General features: G+C 67.7%; 19 protein-coding genes and 1 pseudogene. 14 read left to right on the top strand and 6 right to left on the bottom strand.

The genetic code is table 11. From position 1 onward, the window contains the following. The first annotated feature begins 151 nt into the window (after window positions 1–151). From ACQPY0_RS26880 to ACQPY0_RS26870, 3 genes are all read left to right on the top strand, one after another. The gene (locus tag ACQPY0_RS26880; RefSeq protein ID WP_432993955.1) at window positions 152–571 is read left to right on the top strand and encodes a hypothetical protein; all 420 of its coding nucleotides are present in this window, start codon (window positions 152–154) and stop codon (window positions 569–571) included. Between the two features lie 75 nt (window positions 572–646). Next, entirely contained in the window at window positions 647–1,036 is a 390-nt protein-coding gene (locus ACQPY0_RS26875; RefSeq protein ID WP_432993953.1) for a hypothetical protein, read from the top strand. Window positions 1,037–1,125: 89 nt separating this feature from the next. After that, the gene (locus ACQPY0_RS26870) at window positions 1,126–1,719 is read left to right on the top strand and encodes an HdeD family acid-resistance protein (RefSeq protein WP_432993951.1); all 594 of its coding nucleotides are present in this window, start codon (window positions 1,126–1,128) and stop codon (window positions 1,717–1,719) included. Between the two features lie 84 nt (window positions 1,720–1,803). On the opposite strand, the gene ACQPY0_RS26865 is transcribed toward ACQPY0_RS26870, so the two are convergent. Then, window positions 1,804–3,303 (bottom strand): carboxylesterase/lipase family protein, encoded by a 1,500-nt coding sequence (locus tag ACQPY0_RS26865; RefSeq protein WP_432993949.1) that lies wholly within the window; start codon window positions 3,301–3,303, stop codon window positions 1,804–1,806. A 266-nt stretch (window positions 3,304–3,569) separates the two neighbouring features. Then, a complete protein-coding gene (locus ACQPY0_RS26860; RefSeq protein ID WP_432993947.1) occupies window positions 3,570–4,202 on the bottom strand; it encodes a TetR/AcrR family transcriptional regulator C-terminal domain-containing protein in 633 nt (210 codons plus the stop codon). A 71-nt stretch (window positions 4,203–4,273) separates the two neighbouring features. On the opposite strand from ACQPY0_RS26860, the gene ACQPY0_RS26855 reads away from it, so the two are divergent. Both ACQPY0_RS26855 and ACQPY0_RS26850 read left to right on the top strand, forming a co-directional pair. Continuing rightward, on the top strand, window positions 4,274–4,519 hold the full coding sequence (locus ACQPY0_RS26855) for a hypothetical protein (RefSeq protein ID WP_432993945.1): 246 nt from the start codon (window positions 4,274–4,276) through the stop codon (window positions 4,517–4,519). Further along, a complete protein-coding gene (locus ACQPY0_RS26850) occupies window positions 4,519–5,556 on the top strand; it encodes a quinone oxidoreductase family protein (protein WP_432993943.1) in 1,038 nt (345 codons plus the stop codon). Before ACQPY0_RS26855 ends, ACQPY0_RS26850 begins: the two co-directional genes overlap by 1 nt. Before the next feature lie 246 nt (window positions 5,557–5,802). On the opposite strand, the gene ACQPY0_RS26845 is transcribed toward ACQPY0_RS26850, so the two are convergent. Then, window positions 5,803–6,390 carry a TetR/AcrR family transcriptional regulator gene (locus ACQPY0_RS26845; protein WP_432993941.1) on the bottom strand — a complete coding sequence of 196 codons (588 nt, stop codon included), beginning with the start codon at window positions 6,388–6,390 and terminating at the stop codon, window positions 5,803–5,805. A gap of 260 nt (window positions 6,391–6,650) precedes the next feature. Between ACQPY0_RS26845 and ACQPY0_RS26840 the strand changes: the two genes are divergently transcribed. From ACQPY0_RS26840 to ACQPY0_RS26810, 7 genes and pseudogenes are all read left to right on the top strand, one after another. Continuing rightward, window positions 6,651–7,400 carry a DUF998 domain-containing protein gene (locus ACQPY0_RS26840; protein WP_432993939.1) on the top strand — a complete coding sequence of 250 codons (750 nt, stop codon included), beginning with the start codon at window positions 6,651–6,653 and terminating at the stop codon, window positions 7,398–7,400. Between the two features lie 304 nt (window positions 7,401–7,704). Further along, a complete protein-coding gene (locus ACQPY0_RS26835) occupies window positions 7,705–9,225 on the top strand; it encodes an FAD-dependent oxidoreductase (RefSeq protein WP_432993937.1) in 1,521 nt (506 codons plus the stop codon). An 84-nt stretch (window positions 9,226–9,309) separates the two neighbouring features. Then, window positions 9,310–9,969, top strand: coding sequence for an NADPH-dependent FMN reductase (locus ACQPY0_RS26830; RefSeq protein WP_432993935.1), 660 nt, complete (start codon window positions 9,310–9,312; stop codon window positions 9,967–9,969). Window positions 9,970–10,031: 62 nt separating this feature from the next. Then, window positions 10,032–10,421 carry a putative quinol monooxygenase gene (locus tag ACQPY0_RS26825; protein ID WP_432993933.1) on the top strand — a complete coding sequence of 130 codons (390 nt, stop codon included), beginning with the start codon at window positions 10,032–10,034 and terminating at the stop codon, window positions 10,419–10,421. Window positions 10,422–10,791: 370 nt separating this feature from the next. Next, a complete protein-coding gene (locus ACQPY0_RS26820) occupies window positions 10,792–11,472 on the top strand; it encodes an LLM class flavin-dependent oxidoreductase (RefSeq protein WP_432993931.1) in 681 nt (226 codons plus the stop codon). 97 nt (window positions 11,473–11,569) lie between these two features. Next, complete coding sequence (locus ACQPY0_RS26815; RefSeq protein ID WP_432995403.1) at window positions 11,570–12,535, top strand: pectin acetylesterase-family hydrolase; 966 nt, start codon at window positions 11,570–11,572, stop codon at window positions 12,533–12,535. Beyond that, window positions 12,531–12,757 (top strand): annotated as a pseudogene (locus ACQPY0_RS26810) (IS5 family transposase); the annotation flags it as partial. The gene ACQPY0_RS26815 and the pseudogene ACQPY0_RS26810, both read left to right, overlap by 5 nt. A gap of 197 nt (window positions 12,758–12,954) precedes the next feature. Here ACQPY0_RS26810 and ACQPY0_RS26805 read toward each other — a convergent pair. Both ACQPY0_RS26805 and ACQPY0_RS26800 read right to left on the bottom strand, forming a co-directional pair. Continuing rightward, window positions 12,955–13,389 (bottom strand): nuclear transport factor 2 family protein, encoded by a 435-nt coding sequence (locus tag ACQPY0_RS26805; protein WP_432993929.1) that lies wholly within the window; start codon window positions 13,387–13,389, stop codon window positions 12,955–12,957. Between the two features lie 37 nt (window positions 13,390–13,426). After that, window positions 13,427–14,230: an alpha/beta fold hydrolase gene (locus ACQPY0_RS26800; RefSeq protein WP_432993927.1), complete on the bottom strand. Its 804-nt coding sequence runs from the start codon at window positions 14,228–14,230 to the stop codon at window positions 13,427–13,429. A gap of 20 nt (window positions 14,231–14,250) precedes the next feature. Between ACQPY0_RS26800 and ACQPY0_RS26795 the strand changes: the two genes are divergently transcribed. Both ACQPY0_RS26795 and ACQPY0_RS26790 read left to right on the top strand, forming a co-directional pair. Next, entirely contained in the window at window positions 14,251–14,730 is a 480-nt protein-coding gene (locus ACQPY0_RS26795) for a MarR family winged helix-turn-helix transcriptional regulator (protein ID WP_432993925.1), read from the top strand. Window positions 14,731–15,256: 526 nt separating this feature from the next. After that, window positions 15,257–15,709: a sensor histidine kinase gene (locus tag ACQPY0_RS26790; protein WP_432993924.1), complete on the top strand. Its 453-nt coding sequence runs from the start codon at window positions 15,257–15,259 to the stop codon at window positions 15,707–15,709. 41 nt (window positions 15,710–15,750) lie between these two features. Here the strand turns inward: ACQPY0_RS26790 and ACQPY0_RS26785 are convergent, their stop codons facing one another. Beyond that, the gene (locus ACQPY0_RS26785) at window positions 15,751–17,196 is read right to left on the bottom strand and encodes an aldehyde dehydrogenase (RefSeq protein ID WP_432993922.1); all 1,446 of its coding nucleotides are present in this window, start codon (window positions 17,194–17,196) and stop codon (window positions 15,751–15,753) included. Window positions 17,197–17,531 lie beyond the last annotated feature (335 nt).

Raw genomic sequence — 17,531 nt, 5'->3', positions numbered from 1 at the left:
GGCGAACCGCCCTGCGGGCCATCCGATCAGGGCGATGACCGGCGGTCACGCAGCCATGACGCTGGTGCTGGAACGGACGGAACATCGCCGTCCCGGATCACAGGCGGTCCCGCCGAGGCTTCGGTCCGGGGCACTGAACGGAGGGCAGAACATGAGCACGAGCACCGCAGAACGTACGCGCCCGGAGATCGGGGAGCGTGAGGGCGGCGAGGAACAGAGCATCCTTCCCCTGCTGCTGATGATGGGGCGGCGTGAGCGGGGCGAGAACCTGATGGAGCACCCACTGCTCATCGCCGCGCTGATGCGCCGCCGCCGCGAGGAGGAGGGCGAGGAGGGCATCAGCCCGCTGCTGCTCGCCGCGCTCATGCGCCGCCGGCGCGAAGAGGAGGGCGAGGAGGGCATCAGCCCGCTCCTGCTCGCCGCGCTCGCCCGCCGGCGCCGCCAGCGTGGGGAGAACATCTTGGAGCATCCGCTGCTGCTCGCGTTGCTGATGCGACGCCAGCGCGAGGAGGAGGGCGAGGAGGGCATCGCCCACCCGCTGCTGCTCGCGACGATGCTGGCCCGCCGATAACGACACACTCGCGGGCCGCCCCCGGCCGCCGGCCGGGGGCGGCCCACCGGACCCAATGACAAGCGAGGAGGGATCGTGGCCGATCAGGCTTCATCGCACGAACCGCCGAACGACCCGAACGAAGCGTTGATCGACGACCTCATCCGGGACATCTTCGACCAGGCGGGTCAGTCCGCAAGTGCACGGAGCCGCTCTTCGGCGGGCGTGCTCGACGCGGTCATGTCGGCGGTGCCCGCCCGCGGCGCGGCCCACATGCCGATGCTGGAGCGGCTGCTGCTGGCCGAGGCTCTCGCCGCCGCCCTGGCCGACGCGCTGGCACCGGCACTGGCCACGGCGCTCGTACCGAGGATCATGAAGATGCTCGAGCACGAGGGCACCGGCAAGGAGCACGACGAGCACGAGAGCGGCGCCGACACCGCGGGACGGCCGGCGGCCCGGCGCACCCGCAAATCCGACGCCCGGTGACGCCCCGATCGCACGCCACCCAGCGGGTATGACGTGCACCGGCGGCGTCGCGGGCCGGTCTCCCACTCACCTACACGGAGGTGGACACGATGGCGGCCTTCTCGTGGCTTCACCGTCATCCGGCCGGTGCGACGCGCGCCGGCAACGCCGAACCGTTCTGGCACCTTCTGGCGCTCGGGATCGTCACCGTGCTGTTCGGCATCGCCGTGCTCGCCTGGCCGGACGAGACCCTGAACCTGCTCGGCCTGATCGCCGGGGTGTGGCTGATCGTCCTCGGGGTGATGCGGGCGTTCGCCGCGTTCGACCGGCAGCGGCCCACCGCCGCCCGGCTGATGTCGGGCATCACCGCCGTGGTGCTGCTCGCGGCCGGCATCGCCTGCCTCGTCAACGCGGGCACCGGCGTGCTCGTCCTGGCCGTGATCATCGGGCTGGCCTGGCTGCTCAGCGGCTTCGCCGAGCTCGCGGTCGCCCTGCTCGCCACCGGCGCCGTACGGGCATGGCTCACCGTCGTCGCGGTGGTGTCGATCCTCGCCGGCGTGGCGTTCCTCGTGTGGCCCACACCGTCGCTGCGCACGTTGGTACTCCTCACCGGGATCAGCGCACTGCTCATCGGCGCCGCCGAGGTGGCCTCGGCACTACGGATGCGCCGCGGCCGCGAGGTGGCCGCCGCGCACAGCCCGTAACGCGCGGGCGCTGCTGAACCCGATCGCGGGGCTTCTCCCTGGCCGCCACCGCCCTGGCCCTCGCCTCGCCGGCGGTCGCCGCGGCTACTTGATCAGCGGCAGCACCGCAAAGGTGTGGTCCTGCCAGATCAGGCGGGAGTTCTCCTCCGGGTAGGCGGTGGCGACCGAGTGGGTGTCGAAGATCCGCGTGAGGCGCTTCTCGGTGTCGTACGCGGGCCAGCCGGGGTCGCCGTGGGCGGCGAACGTCGTCCAGGCGGTGCGCATCTCGGCGGACAGCGTTTCCGCTTCGGGGGACGGGCTTTCGCCGATGAGCATGGCGGGCTGGCCGCGGTCGAGATTGCCGAACACGAGTGGCACGTCGAGCCCGTGGCAGGCGCCGAACACGCCGCCCATGCCCGGGGCCGGCCAGGTCAGCTCGTAGACGTGAACCCGGCCGCCGCCGGCGATCTGCGCCTGGGCGAGGTGCAGCGTAGGCATGCGGAACAGCCAGTCCGAGTGGACCAGCTCGTACAGTTCGCCGGGGCCGGCGTCCGCGAACGAGTCCCGGTAGCGGCGTTCGCCGTCCGGGCCGGGGGCGAAGACCCGCAGGGCGGCGTCCGCCTGCTCCGGCGTCACCCGGCCGAGCAGGCCGCCGAGGGCGGTGAACAGCCGCTGCTCGTCGCGTGTGTGGCCGACCAGCAGCTCGACGTCCCGGCCGGCGCCGCCGGTCAGTGCCCGCCACGGAGTGACCGGCAGGACGCCACCGTCGACGACCGGGGCGAACAGGATCGAGCGGTGCCCCACCTGGCCCCACCGCGGCGCCCGCTCGGGCATCGTGGCGGTCACCGCTTCGCCGGCGGCGACCAGCTGTGCCGGGTCCACGGTGGCCAGCTCCGCCACCGCGGGGCGCAGTCCCAGCTCGGCGGCGCAGGCGGTGGCGATGTCGGCGGCGAGCTCCGCCGAGAAGAACGTGCCCGGCACGCTCTGTGCGACGGCCCGGCGGAACAGTCCGGCCGCCCGCGGCATCGCCAGCAGCGCGGCGACCGAGCCGGCGCCCGCGGACTCGCCGAAGACGGTGACCCGGCCCGGGTCCCCGCCGAAGACCTGGATGTTGTCGCGCACCCACTCGAGCGCGGCGATCTGGTCGAGCAGGCCCCGGTTGGACGGCGCTCCCGCGATCTGCGCGAAGCCCTCGAAACCGACGCGGTAGTTGAACGTCACCACGACAACGCCGCCGTCCCGCGCGAGGCGGTGACCGTCGAATTCGGGATGGCTGGACGCGCCGATCGTGTAGCCGCCGCCGTGGACCCACACCATGACCGGAAGTTTCGCGCCCGGGCCGGGATCGGGCGACCAGACATTGACCGTCAGCCAGTCGTCCCCCGCGGCCCCCGATTGCCCGTCGCGGCCGAACGCGTCAGGCTGCGGGGGCGGCGGGCCGTACGACACGGCCTCCCGCACGCCGTCCCAGCCTCGCACCGGCCGCGGCGCGGCGAAGCGGAGTTCACCGACCGGCGCCTCGGCGAACGGTATGCCAAGGAACACCGCCACGCCCGTCTCACGCGTGCCGCGCAACGCCCCGGCCGCCGTGCGAACTTCAGACATCGTCACCGTTCCCTCCCGCGCGTCACCAGGGCCCTGCGGGATTGTTCCGCCGCATCGACACGCGTGCCAGCCATTTTCCTGAGGACGGGTGCGAGGATGGCGCCATGTCAATTGGAGAGCCGGATATCCGAACCTGCGGAATGCTGGCGCGAGATCAGTAGCTGGCTCTGCCCGCCGGCCCCACACGGCTCTGCGGACCCCGGCACAGCCGGTCACCGTAGGTAGTCGACGGACCTGCTTGCCCGCGCCGATCGGCGGATGATCGGTCAGGAGGTGGCAACGGCTTTGACCGCAGCGCCCGCGATGACCACCTCGAGACAGTCGCGGAACAGGTCGTCCACGGTGCGCCCGGGTTGAAAGTATTCGGCGACTGCGGCCACCACGGTCGGGTGCTGCTGGGCGAATGTGGCCATGTCGAAGTTTTTCAGCGCCGCCGCGTCCGGGCGGGGGGCCTGTTCCTCGAGGACGTGGCCGACCGTGAAGCGCTCGACGGTCAGGACGATCACGCGGGCCTGTTGTACCGGGATGCCGCGCGCCACGAGGGTGCTCATGGCCAGTTCGGAGATCGCTGCCATGGTGCGGGAGAGCTGGGAGGCGGAGATGACCCGGGCGCCGTCCGGATGGGCGAGCAGCGCTCGGCGCAGCCGCTCGGCCAGGCCGCTCAACCAGTCCTGCCAGTGTTGATCCGGCGCGGGCGGTGACATGTCGCCGAACTCCTGGTCGAGGATCGCGTCGGCGATCGCGGTGACCAGCGCCGCCTTGTTGGGCAGATGCCAGTAGAGGGTCGGTGACTGCACACCTAGCCGCGCGGCGAGTTTGCGGGTCGTCACGCCATCGAGTCCCTCGGCGTCGAGCAGGGCGACGGCCTCGGCGACGATCCGCTGTCGGTCTAGCGCCAACTCGGTACCTCCCATCGGCACTCTACCAGTGCTAGAGTCCCTCTATCACTGGTAGAGAGAGGGAGATGAAGATGACAAACAAACACTCGTTCCGCGGCCTGCTGCGCTGGGCGACACATCGCGTTCCTGGAGTTCCCGCGCATGCCGAGCGGCCGGCCGGGCACCAGGGCACGGCGGTCCACGGCTGCGCGCGGCGCCGGGGCGTCGCCCCTCACCCTTCGCTGAACCACCGGTGGAACCACTCGCCCGCCCGCCCTCCCCGGTTCATGCCGGCCTGGCAGCGCCGGATCGCGGCGTTCTTCAGCTGGGAGCTGTGATGAAGGCGGCGGTGTTGCATGAGATCGGTGGCATCCCTCGCTACGAGGACTTCCCGGACCCCGTGGCCGGCGACGACGAGGTGGTCATTGACGTGAAGGCGGTCGCGGTCGAGAACGTCGACAAGCGCATCGCGGCCGGCACGCACTACGCGAGCCGGCAGTACACCGCACAGTTGCCGGCGATTCCCGCCTTCGACGGCATCGGCGCACTGCCGGACGGCACCCTCGTCGGGTTCGGCAACGCACGTCGACCCTATGGCGCGCTCGCCGAGAAGACCGTGGTGCCCAAGGGCGCATACATGCCGATCGCGGAGGGAATCGATCCGGCGATCGCGACCGTACTCGGCACGGCGATCACCGGCATGTCCATCAAGACTGCCGCCGGCTTCGTGCCCGGCGAGACCGTGCTCGTGCAAGGCGCCACCGGGGTCGCGGGACGACTCGCGGTGAAGGTGGCCCGACTGCTTGGCGCCGGACGGATCATCGCGACCGGCCGCGACAACGACCAACTGCGCGAGGTACAGACCCTTGGCGCCGACGCGGTGATCAACACCGCTGTATCGGACGAAGCGCTGGCACAGGCGTACATCGATGCCAAGGGCGATGGCTACGACGTCGTGCTGGACTACCTCTGGGGCCGACCCACCGAGATCCTGCTGCGATCGCTGGTCCCGCAGACATTCGCGTTCCCGAAGCCGACCCGGCTGATCCAGATCGGCGAGTCCGCCGACGCCGGGCTCGTCCTCGCCGCGGAGAGCCTGCGCACTTCCGGGGTCGAGATCTACGGCGCGGCCAAAGGACTCGACCCACAGACCATGCATGAGGTGTACAGGCAGGTCGTGACGTGGGCGCAGTCCGGCGAGCTGACCTTCGACGTGGTGAAGGTTCCACTGAGCGATATCGAGACCGCCTGGCAACGCACCGATCTACGGGGCAGCAGGCTCGTCATTGTGCCGCGACAGGCAGCTGGTCGACCGGTCCCGATCCGATGCGAACCGGCGACAAGATCAGCCGCATTCTTCTCGGCAGATCAGTGAGGCCCTGCCGTTCAGCGCGCGAACCCTGCATCACATGCACGACCCGCGCGAACCCGCAGGTCAAGCCAAGTCATGATCGGAACGGACGACCTGCGGCCCGGCCGGACGGGTCGAGCGCGACCTGCGACAGGCGTGGAGCGGCCACGAGACCGTCCGGGACTAGGTGGGGCAATGCTGGAGAGCTTTTCGCAGGTCCCCGTACTCCCGCCGGGTGACGGAGGCGGCGACGGTTGCAGCGCCGGCATGCTATCGCCGGTTGTGGTCGTAGCTGGCCCAGCCCTGGTCGAGCAGCCGGAATCCGACGTCGATGGCTGACTCCGGATCGGCCTGTCGGGCCATGAGCGGGATCTGGAGCGCGAATCGCGCGTAGAAGCGGATCTCCTCACTTGGCTCGGCGAGTCCGAATTCGTCGGTGAGCGTTGCGACCAGCGCGTCCTCATGGCGCAGCCACATCTTCTCGGCGTATTCGACCAGGGCCGGGGTGCCTTCCATGAGGACGACGATCCGATTCATGGGCTCGGTCTGCAGTGCGGCGATCTCGGCGAGGTAGTGCGCCTTCAACGCGTCGGAGATCGACGTCCCCGGTGCGCGGCCGCGCACCGCCGCGACGAGCCGGTCATGCCGCTCGCTCTCATCACTGAAGACCAGCGCCTCCTTGCGAGGGAAATGCGCGAAGACCGTCTTGGGCGTCACATCGGCCTTGTCCGCGATCTCGCGCACCGTCACGGCGTCGAAGCCGTGCTCGAGGAACAGCGCGGTCGCCACCTCCAGGATCGCCGTCCGTGTCGCCGTCTTCTTGCGCTCGCGTCGCCCCACGGGCGCATCGTTCACCATCCTCAGACTGTAACCGGAGCGATCACTACATTGACAATATAACTAAACCAGGTATATTAAGAGTCCGGATGGAGTTGGTGGGCCTCGTGCAGGGCGCCGTCCGCGTTGAGGCCCAGGTGCTGACGCCCGCGCTATCGCGCGGCGCGCCACTGATCGTCACCGTCCGCGGGGGAACGCTGCCGCGGACACGGCGGAGGTGGCCAATCTCCGACGGGCTTGTCACGCCAGGCTCACCTCGCACAGCAGAAAGGCAGATAGGCATGACCGAAGAAAAGGAATCGCCGCGGAGCCTCGGCGCCGGCGGGCACTCGCCTGAGCAGCGTCCGAGCGCGGGAGCGCTGCTGATCGCCGGACCGGTGATCTTCCTGCTCGCGGAGTTCGTTGCCGCTATGGCGTGGACGGATCCCGCCTACAGCTACACCCACCACTTCATCAGCAACCTCGGTGTTCATGGGCCCTCGACGCTGTTCGGGCAGTACATGTACTCACCGTTGGCGTGGGTGATGAACACCGGCTTCTTCTTGTTCGGCCTCACAATCCTGGCCGGGACCGTCGCGCTGCGGGATTTGTCGGGGCGGCGCCGCTGGGCCACGCTCGTCCCGGCGGCGATGCTGGCCGTCGGTGGCGTCCTGCTTGCCCTGTATCCCGGATCCGGCGAGGCACTCGACAACGGCACCGGTGAGTACCACAGCATGGGCGCGTTCTTCGGTTTCATCGGCGGCAATGTGTTGGCCATCGTGCTTGGGCGCCGTTGGCAGCGCATCGGCCTCTCCCGGCGCATGGGACGAGCGCTCATCGTGGTGGGTGTGATCGGCCTGCTGTCGATGACTGCCTACCTCGCGCTGATCGTGAGCTCGGGCGACAACGCCATCGGCATCATCGGTCTGGTCGAACGCGGCGCCGTCCATCCGTTCCTGATCGGACTCATCTGCGCCGGAGCAGCGATCAGCAAGCGGCGGGCCGCGAACGCGGCAGCGGACACGCAGCTTTCCAGCAACCGCCTTTCCTGACATACCCCGTCCCGAAAGCAAAGGACGACGAGCATGACCGACAGCTTCGACACCCGTATGGCTGTCGTGGACGCGGTGGGCTGGGTGCGCACCTGGGGCGCCACGGTGTCCTGGACTTCGACGCCGTCTGGCGCGACCCGGCTGACCCCTCCCGCATCCGCGGCGACCTGCACATGGGTGACGACCTGCACGGCAACGACGCCGGCTACGACGCGCCGGCCCGATCCGTCGATCTGTCGCTCTTCGACTGAACCGCTGGCCGGCGTGAGCCGGTCCTGCGGCCCTGTGACGAAAGGAATTGCCGATGCATGACGTGGTGATCGCTGGCGCGGGCCCGGTGGGCCTGTTCCTGGCGAGCGAACTCGCCCTGGCTGGCTGCTCTGTTTTGGTCCTGGAGCGGGACGCTGACCCGCGCCCGCCGCTCAAAGCGCTCCCGCTGGGGTTGCGTGGCCTGAACGCGGGCTCGGTCGAGACGTTCTACCGCCGCGGCATGCTCCAGCCGCTGTTGAAGGCATCCGGCGCCGACGCCGCGAACGTCGGCGCCGACCCCGAAGCCGACGAGGCCCCGGCTCCCCGGAGTTTGAGCCACTTCGCCGGCATCACCCTGGATGCCACCGACATCGACCCGGCCGCTCTGATCTACCGGCTGCCCGGCGCGGCGATGGATGGCTTCATGACGAGCCTGGAGGCGGTCACCGAGGTCCTGGCCGAGCGCGCCGCGACGCTCGGTGTGTCGATCGTGCGCGACGCCCCCGTCACCGCCGTGACCCAGGATGAGGAGACGGTGACGGTGACGGCCGCCGGCCAGGACTACTCGGCCCGGTGGCTGGTGGGATGCGACGGCGGACGCAGCACGGTCCGCGCGCTCGCGGACTTCTCCTTCGTCGGCACCGAACCGCTGTTCACCGGCTATGTCGCCAAGGTCACCTTCGCCGACCCCCACGAGCTGCCTCTCGGGTTCCAGCTGACGCCGACCGGCATGTATCTGCGGACGCCCCTTGCAGGGCACCTGGGCATGATGGACTTCGACGGCGGCGCCTTCGACCGCACCCAGCAGCTGACCCGCGAACACCTCCAGACGGTCCTACGCCGCGTCTCCGGCACCGAGGCGACACTGGAGGAGCTCCATCTCGCCTCCAGCTTCACCGACCGCGCGATGCAGGCCACGACCTACCGCAACGGCCGCGTCCTGCTCGCGGGCGACGCCGCCCACATCCACTCGCCGCTCGGCGGCCAGGGACTCAACCTCGGCATCGGCGATGCGATGAACCTCGGATGGAAGCTGGCAGCGACCGTACGCGGCGACGCTCCCAACGACCTGCTCGACACCTACACCGTCGAACGCCACCCCGTCGGCGCCGCCGTCCTGGACTGGTCGCGCGCCCAGGTCGCGACCATGAACCCCGGCTCCAACGCCCCGGCACTGCAGCAGCTGGTCCGCGACCTGATGGGCACCCCCGACGGAACCACCCACGTCTACCGCAGGACCTCCGGGCTGTTCCATCGCTACGACCTGGGCAGCGAGCAGCCACTCATCGGCTGCACCGCCCCCGACTTCCGCCTCACCGACGACATCAGCCTGGGCGACCTCCTCCAGGAGGGACGCGGCGTCCTGCTCGACTTCAGTCCCCAACAACGCCTGAGCGAGCAGGCCGCGCCATGGAAGAACCGCGTGCGCTACGTCACCGGGCGCCCCAGGAACGACCTGGGCTTCGAGGCCCTCCTCATCCGCCCCGACGGCATCGTCGCCTGGGCCGACACCCCTGCGGCACCGGTCGGCGATGCGCTTGGACACTCACTCGCCCGCTGGTTCGGTCGCTGCTGAAGTCGCGGTCGTACCGGCACCACCTGGCAAGCACCCCCGCCAGCGGGTCGCTGGAGATTTGCTGAAGCTTTTACGGAGGTACGCATGTCCAAGTTGAAGATCATCGTAGGGACGACCCGCCCGAGCCGGAGCGCTGACCGGGTGGTGCCCTGGGCGGAAGCCGCAGCCGCCGCGCACGGGGCGTTCGAGGTGGAAGTGCTGGACCTGCGGGACTGGCCGCTGCCGTTCTTCGCCGAGCACTTCGGCACGGTGGGGGATATCAACGACCCCACCTACTCCCAGCCACTTGTCAAGGCGTGGAACCGGGCCATCCAGGACGCGGACGCCTATCTGGTGGTGACCGGTGAGTACAACCACAGCGTCCCGGGCATCCTGAAAAACGCCATCGACACCGTCTGGCTGTCTCATGCCTTCCGCAACAAGCCGGTCGCCGCCATCGGCTACAGCGCCGGGATCGGCGGCGGGGTCCGGGCGCTGGAGCACCTCGCCCAGATCATGGTGGAGACCGAGGCGGTGCCGCTGCGCAACACCGTGGTGATGCCGTTCATCAACGACGCCTTCGACGGCAGCGGTCAGCCCACCAGCCCGGCAACGAACGCAGCCCTCCAGGTACTCCTGGACGACCTCGCCTGGTGGTCAACGGCCCTGGAACGCGCCCGCGCCGCCGGTGAACTCGTGCCTGGCCGCATCCGCCTGCGAGACCTGACGCTCAAGGCGAAGACCGCCGGCTCCCCCGCAGCCTGACCCCAGCCGCCGCCCTACGGCCGGCGGCCAACATCGCACCATCACGAGAAAGGGCGACACTCATGTCCGACAGCCACTCCCAAGCCTCCGGGCCAGCCGGCGCCGCCGAGCCCGCACCCGCCGAAGCGATGCCCACCCCGCCTTCCGGCCCATTGTTCGTCCAGATCACGTTGCAGGCCCGCCCCGGCAGGACAGAAGCAGCGGAGCAAGCCCTGGCAAAGATCGTCACGCCAACCCGCGCCAACCCGGACTGCCTCGAATTCCGCGTCCTACGGTACCGCGACGACCCACGGGCATTCACGCTGCTGGAGCACTGGACCAGCATGGAGGCCACCGACAAACACGGCGAAAGCGACTACATGGCCGAGTACCTGGCCGCCAGGGACGAGAACTTCGAGGTCCTGTCGGTCGCATTCATCCACGAGCTCCAGCCACCGACCCCTACACCCTGATCCTCCGCCAGGTCCGCTCGAGTGAAGCGTTCGACGGCGTCCTGGACTTCACCGGCCACCTCGGCCTCACGAGATTTCAATGACCTCTCGCTCTTGAACAGGTCCACGACCTGCTCCGACAACGCCGCGGGTATCACCACCGGCGAGCTGCGTCACAGACATGGAACGGAGCATCCATGATCCGCCCCTTCCGCTTCGGCACCGCAGCAAACCCGTTCACGTCGTCCGCTGAGCTCGTCGAACACGCCAAGGCCGCCGAGGACAGCGGATACGACTTGCTGAACCTGTTCGATCTCCGTCCGCTGCCTCGCCGATCGCGACGCTCGCAGCCCTCGCGCAACACACCACGACGTGATGATTCAGCCCGTTCGTGGCGAACGCGGGACTCTGGCGCCCCGATCTCCTCGCGCCTGCATTCCGAACCGCCGATCAGATCTCCACAGGCCGGGTAGAGATCGGCGTGGGCGGTGGCGCGAGCCCCGGCGGCCCGGCCAAGCCGCTGCGCCATCTGCGGGACGCGGTCGCCGCCCTTCGGGCACCGTCGACGCAAGCCACAGGCCAGTCAGGATGGCTGTCAACGCCGCCCTTCCTGATCGCCGGCGCGGGCGACAGGTTCCTACGAGCCGCGGGTGAACTCGCGGACATTGTTGGCATCACGGGACCGTTTCCGCGGCCGACCGAACTCCCGCACGGCCGCATTCCGTTGCTGTCGCCGAGCGCCGCCGAGCAACGGATCGCCGCAATCCGTGCCGGCGCAGGCGACCGATCCGACGACCTCGAACTCAACATCAGCGCAGAGATCCACATCGCCAACGACCGGCGAGCAGCCGGCGAAGCCGCCCAACAGATCCACGTCGCAGCAGCCCAAATGGCGCAAAAGAAAGGTGGAGACAGGCATGAAGTTTGCCAAACTGGCCGTCGTGGTCGCCGTCGGCGCCGGGGTCGCCTGGTGCGCATACCTGAATATCTGGGTAGCGCTGATCGCTCTTGGCTGCATTCTTCTCCTCGGTGTCGCCTACCTGTACTTCGTCTCCTTTGGTCGACCAAGTAAGGTATCAAGCCTTGCGGATATTCGCGACCAGAAATGGCATACAGTCAATCTTACAGGCGCCACGTTGAGCGGAGACGGCTCCGCATTTTCGCTCTTCGTGCGGCGGGGAAAGTCGAACAACCTCCTGATCCAGTTCTCCGGTGGCGGCGCCTGCTGGGACGCCACCACCGCCAGCAAGCCGATCACATTCCTGAGCGTCCTGTGGGGGTACACGAGAGAACTGAAAGCCTACTACTTCAATTCAGTGACCAGGCTGTTCCCGAAGGCTCTTGGCGGCATCGCCGACAGTCACGATGCGGAAAACGCTTTCCGGGACTGGAACATCGTCTTCATCCCCTACAGCACAGGCGACCTGCACATCGGCGACACCACGAACACCTACACCCACCGCGGCAAACCGGTGAGCGTGCACCACAACGGTCGTAACAACTGCCTGGCATCACTGGACTGGGTGTTCGCGAACTTCAACGACATGGACAAGGTGATGGTGTCGGGCGAAAGTTCCGGAGCTTGGGCATCCGCATTCTACGCACCCACTGTAGCCGCCCACTACGCCGGCCAGCGAATCTACTGCCTGTCGGATGGCGTAGGGCTGACATCCGACCGCTGGAGCGAACTGGCGGATACGGTCTGGAAGGCCGACAGCTCAAAGAACCTCGGTTTCACGATCGGAACGGATATCTTCGAAGACGCACTCCTGCGCCGCACGGACTCCGCCTCGTTGAACATCAAGTATCTTCACAGCAATACACTCTACGATGACACGTTAACTCGCTTCAGCGCCGCACTCAACCATTTGCCGATCGACACCACAGCGTTCATCGATGAATGGGCAGCCGGCACCGCGGCTTCCGTGAAGCGACTCGATGGGTCACACTTGGACTACAACTATTTCCTGACCGATTGGGGCCACAATGTCAAAAGGCATACAACGCAGCACACGCTGACCACCAGCGAGTATTACAAGAAATGCACCGCCGATGGATTGTCTTTCGCGGAATGGCTGAAGGTCAACGTGATAGACGACGAGAAGCTGTCGTTGGGAACGAGACTGCTGAGTTGAGAACGTAATTGGCAGCGACACGATGCCGGGGTTCGTGCCGATCGCGAAGCGGTGGGTGGTGGAGCACGTCAACGGCACGTTTGATGCTGCACCGTCGACTGGCCCCGCGAGTACGAGAGCCGACCGGAGTCCTCGGTGTCGCGGACACTGTGGGCCTCGGCGGCCTACCTCGTGCGGCGCCTGACCCGTACCAGCACAGCGTCCTGGCGGGATCCGGCGTGAACACGGCGACCGTTCTTGATCTGATCGCCACCCGTGAAGCTGCCGCGTCCGCTCCCCGCGAGGAGGTACGCGAGCAGATGGCCAAGCTCGCCGACGAGCCGGCCACCATCGAGTCCGAACTCGCCGACCTGGCGACCACCCGCAAGACGCCCAACCTCATTCCTGGGTGTCCGGGAGTTCGCGGCCAGCAGTATCTTCTAGAGGGCCCGGTCGAGGGCTGCGGTCAGTGCGACCGGGGTGACGACGAGGTGGTCGAAGCGCCAGCCGTGCTCGGTGCGGCGCGCCCCGTAGTGGTGGAACCCGGCCGCGACGGCCTCGGTCTTGTCGTCGATGACGAACACGGCGATGTCGTGGGCCCGCACCGTGGCGGTCTCGTCGTCGACCTCGATGACCAGGTTGGACTTGCTGTGCAGGGTGCGGACGTACGTGTCGTGGCCCGAGCGCACGAGTTCGATGAGCGCCTCGATGCCGCGGGCCTCCCCGCGCGGGGACTTGACGACGACATCCTCGGTGAAGAGCCGGCCGGTCTCGCCGTAGCGGCCCTCGTCGACCCACAAGCTGTGGCGGGCGACCAGGTCGGCAAGTTCGGCGCGGTCGGCGAGTGCGCGGATCAGGGTTTCGGTGCTGGTCATGACGCTTCCTCAAGTAGTTGGACAACTAACGTTCGTCTCACTTGATGTGGGTAGTGAAAAACTCGCGGATGTCCTCGGCGAGCAGCTCCGGTACCTCCATTGCGGCGAAGTGGCCGCCGCGCTCGAACTCCGACCAGTGCCTGATGTCGTACAGCCGCTCGGTCAGCGGTCGCACCGACTGCGTGATGTCGTGCGGCAACACCGCCACGCCAACCGGTACCCGGCACGGCTCGATCCGCCCCAGACCCTCGCGGAGCAGCCGCGGTGAGGAAGCTGCGGTGGCGGTCAGCCAGTACAGCGAGATGTTGGTGAGCATCCGCTCGTCACTGATCGGCGAGCGAGGGTCCGTCCACTGTGCGAAGCGCTCGGCGATCCAGACCAGCTGGCCGAGCGGCGAGTCGGTCAGCGCGTAGCCGATGGTCTGCGGGGTGAGGGCCTGCAGAGCCTGGTACGGCGGACGATTCGCCATCAGCTGCCTGACCTTTTCCAGCCGGGCTTCATCCGTTTCGGACAGTTCAATGTCGGCGTCCGGGACCGGCCGGGTCGGCAGGTAGTTGACGTGCACCCCGACGACCTGCTCGGGTGCCACCCCGCCGAGCGCCGTTGAGATACCCGAGCCGAAGTCGCCGCCCTGCGCGCCATAGCGCTCGTACCCGAGACGGTGCATCAGCTCAGCCCAGGCCCGCGCGATCCGGGCGACATCCCAGCCGCGTTCGTGGGTCGGCCCGGAGAAGCCGAAACCCGGGATGGACGGAATCACCAGGTGGAAGTCACGTGACAGCGGCTCGATGACGACTAACGTTTTGTGCCTGAACGATACCGCTATCGTTAGTGGCCCCAACGATTTGTTAGACTTGTCACATGGAGAACCCATCCGAGAAGACGACCGCCAGCTGGGAGGGCCTGCCCAGCTGGCTGCTCACCCAGACCGCCAGCCACGCGCAGCGCCTGGTGGGCGAGGCGTTCTCGTCCGTCCAAGCCCGCGGCTACCACTACCGCCTGCTGGCGACGCTTCAGGAGTTCGGCCCGGCCAGCCAGGCCGCGCTGGGCCGCCGTAGCGGCATCCACCTCAGCGACATGGTCGCGGCGATCAACGAGCTCGCCGATCGCAAACTGGTCGAGCGCGCCCCGGACCCGGCCGATCGGCGGCGCAACATAATCTCACTGACCGCCGCGGGCAAGCGGCAGCTGCGACGGCTGGAGAAGCGGCTGGCCGGATGCCAGGACGAACTGCTGGCTCCGCTGTCACCCGAGGAGCGACAGCGGTTGACCGAGCTGCTGTCCAGGCTGTTGGACCACCACAACCGGCGAACCGGCACCCCCGAAGAGCCATGGCGCTGACTGGGAACGCGCCCAAGAATTCCTCGAAGGCCCGCCGGCAGTAGGGCGGTGGTTTCGTGGCGGGTGCCGGTGAACGCGGTGTACGGGACTTCGGCGACCTGGGCGTCGGAGATCAGCTGCCCGGTGTCCGGGTCGATGACCGCGCCGGGGTAGCGCACGGGTGTGTACTGCTCGTCACCGATGGTGGCGATGGCGGCGTCAACGGCGGGGTTGTGGGTGATCGTGAACGAGAACTGTGCTCCCGCTTTGACGACCGCGGTGACGTTCTTGCCGGAGCAGTATGCGGAGTCGCCGCGGACCAGGATGTTCGCCGGGTCCGCGCCGGCTGATACGGCGGTGTTGAGGGCTTCGGTGACCATGCTCGCCGCGCCCCTGCCGGAGCCGGCGCGTCCGGCTCGTAGCCGGACCGCGGCCAGGACCGGCGCCGCGTTCGGGGTGCTGATGGTGACGGCGAGCGGGGACAGGCCCCGGCGTAGCACGGTTTTGCCCGCGATCTTCGTGTGACCGAACGACGCACCTGTTTGGCGTGACCAGCGCGGTCGACGAGCTGCGCGAGATCGCACGCGGCATCCATCCGGCGATCCTGACCGAGTGCGGCCTCCACCCGGCGCTGCGCGCGCTCGCCCGCCGCTCAACGATCCCGGTCCACCTCGACGTGCGCGCGGAGGGACGGCTGCCCGAACATGTCGAGGTCAGCACGTACTATGTGGTTGCCGAGGCGCTGACCAACGCGGCCAAACGCGCCCACGCCTCGACCGTCACGGTAACCGTCGATACCGCCGACGCCGTCGTGCGCGTCTCGGTCAATGACGACGGCGCCGACTTCACCCGTGGCACCGGCCTGCTCGGCCTCAAAGACCGCGTGCAGGCGCTCGACGGCCGAATCGTGCTCCGCAGCCCGCGCGGGGCGGGGACCAGCCTGCGCGTGGAGCTGCCGCTCACCGCCACGAACGCCGACGCCACCTACGGCTGTCAATAGCGCACCAGTATCGAGGCGGCTGCTGCTGCCGAAATGACGAGTCAGGCGTAAATGGTCTTGAACGTCTGGTAGGCGCCCAACCCTTCGGGACCGAGCTCACGACCGATGCCGCTAGCCTTCACACCCCCGAACGGAGACCCAGGGTCGGGGAAGTACCGGTTCAGACCAACCGTGCCCGTCCGCATGCGTTCTGCGACACTGCGGCCCCGGTCGGGGTCCGTGGTCCAGACGGTACCGCCGAGTCCGTATGAGCAATCGTTGGCGATGCGAACGGCGTCGTCCGTGTCCTCGTAGCGAATGATGGACAAAACCGGACCGAAGATCTCCTCCTGCGCGACCTTGAAGCGGTTGTCCACATCAGCGAGGATGGTCGGCTCCACGAACCAACCCCGATCCCTACCCGCCGGCCGGCCGCCGCCGGCCACGAGCCGTGCGCCATCCCCGAGACTGCTTGCGATGAACCCCTCAACCCGATCGCGATGCTGCTCGCTAACCACAGGTCCGATCTGCGTGCCCGGGTCAAGGGCGTCGCCCACGGCGAGCGAGGACACGAATGCTTCGAACAGGTCAACCACCTCGTCGTAACGAGAACTGGGCGCGAGAATCCGAGTGCACAGATAACACGTTTGACCGTTGTTCAGCAGAGTCGCGGCGAACAGGTTCTCGCCGATGTTTTCAAGGTCCAGGTCGGCGTCGTCAAGAATGATCGCCGCCGACTTGCCACCCAGCTCGAGGGTGACAGGTCGCAGCAACCGCCCGCACACCTCGGCGATCTGCCGCCCCGCAGCGGTGGAACCGGTGAAGGAGACCTTGTCGATCCCAGGATGGCAAACGAGGTACGCGCCAATCTCGCGCCCGGCGGGCACGATGTTTATCACACCAGGCGGGATGTCCGATGCTTCGATCGCTTCGGAAAGCAGAACGGAGTCGAGAACTGTCTCCGGAGACGGTTTGAGCACGATCGTGCACCCTGCGGCGAGAGCAGGAGCGTACTTGAATGCCGCAAGCGACTGTGGGAAATTCCATGGAACGATGGCTGCGACCACGCCGGCCGGCTCCTTTCTGATGATGCTGGTACCGCCCAACAGGTGCGGCCGTTCCTCCTGCAGCGGAGTACTGCGAATCAATTCAGCGAAGTACCGGGTCAGGATCACCGCGAACTGAGATTCGATCTGCTCGGAGATCGTGATTGGCATCCCGTTCTGGGAACTCACCAGATGTGCAAATTCCTTTCCGCGGGCTTCGAACTGAGCGGCCAGGCTCTCCATTGCCGCTGCCCGATCCGCGGGTGACCACGAGGCCCAGCCAGATGGATCATCGAATGCCTTGCGAGCGGCCGCCACCGCGAGGTCGACATCGAGTTCCTTGGCCTCGGGAACGCGCCCCAAGGCGTCCCCGGTGCTGGCCGAAGTGACCGCGATCGTGTGGTCACTGCTGGGTTTCACCCAGCAGCCGCCGATGAATAGATGGTCGTGGTTGAGTGTCATGGTGGGCCTCCACGTCTAGGTCTCGTATGCGCCGATGAAGCACTTGTCGGCACGGCTGCATTTGGCTTGCTGTGGACCAGCCGAACTCGCCACGGTTACGCGACCGGACCGCGGCGCGCCGGAAGTAGGCACCTGGGACCGATGATCAACAGGAGTTGCACTCTGGTCCTGACTCCCGGCCAGCCCATCGCGTTCGAGCCGCACCCGCGGTGCGGGTCGCGAGGCGGGACACGCGGTCCCTTAGTTGTACTGCAGTCTAACTACCTGTGACTTTAGATACGCTCGATCACGCGGTCAAGAGTGATGTTGCAATTACAGCCATGGAGAGCGCGGTT

Origin of the sequence: Dactylosporangium sp. CA-233914, from assembly GCF_050942935.1 — a bacterium.
GTDB lineage: Bacteria > Actinomycetota > Actinomycetes > Mycobacteriales > Micromonosporaceae > Dactylosporangium.
This window is presented reverse-complemented; position numbering and strand designations above follow the sequence as displayed.

Coding starts and splice junctions, on each gene's coding strand:
- ACQPY0_RS26880 (WP_432993955.1), top strand. CDS start 152: ATGAGCACGAGCACCGCAGAACGTACGCGCCCGGAGATCGGGGAGCGT.
- ACQPY0_RS26870 (WP_432993951.1), top strand. CDS start 1,126: ATGGCGGCCTTCTCGTGGCTTCACCGTCATCCGGCCGGTGCGACGCGC.
- ACQPY0_RS26865 (WP_432993949.1), bottom strand. CDS start 3,303: ATGTCTGAAGTTCGCACGGCGGCCGGGGCGTTGCGCGGCACGCGTGAG.
- ACQPY0_RS26855 (WP_432993945.1), top strand. CDS start 4,274: ATGACAAACAAACACTCGTTCCGCGGCCTGCTGCGCTGGGCGACACAT.
- ACQPY0_RS26850 (WP_432993943.1), top strand. CDS start 4,519: ATGAAGGCGGCGGTGTTGCATGAGATCGGTGGCATCCCTCGCTACGAG.
- ACQPY0_RS26845 (WP_432993941.1), bottom strand. CDS start 6,390: ATGGTGAACGATGCGCCCGTGGGGCGACGCGAGCGCAAGAAGACGGCG.
- ACQPY0_RS26840 (WP_432993939.1), top strand. CDS start 6,651: ATGACCGAAGAAAAGGAATCGCCGCGGAGCCTCGGCGCCGGCGGGCAC.
- ACQPY0_RS26835 (WP_432993937.1), top strand. CDS start 7,705: ATGCATGACGTGGTGATCGCTGGCGCGGGCCCGGTGGGCCTGTTCCTG.
- ACQPY0_RS26830 (WP_432993935.1), top strand. CDS start 9,310: ATGTCCAAGTTGAAGATCATCGTAGGGACGACCCGCCCGAGCCGGAGC.
- ACQPY0_RS26825 (WP_432993933.1), top strand. CDS start 10,032: ATGTCCGACAGCCACTCCCAAGCCTCCGGGCCAGCCGGCGCCGCCGAG.
- ACQPY0_RS26805 (WP_432993929.1), bottom strand. CDS start 13,389: ATGACCAGCACCGAAACCCTGATCCGCGCACTCGCCGACCGCGCCGAA.
- ACQPY0_RS26795 (WP_432993925.1), top strand. CDS start 14,251: ATGGAGAACCCATCCGAGAAGACGACCGCCAGCTGGGAGGGCCTGCCC.
- ACQPY0_RS26785 (WP_432993922.1), bottom strand. CDS start 17,196: ATGACACTCAACCACGACCATCTATTCATCGGCGGCTGCTGGGTGAAA.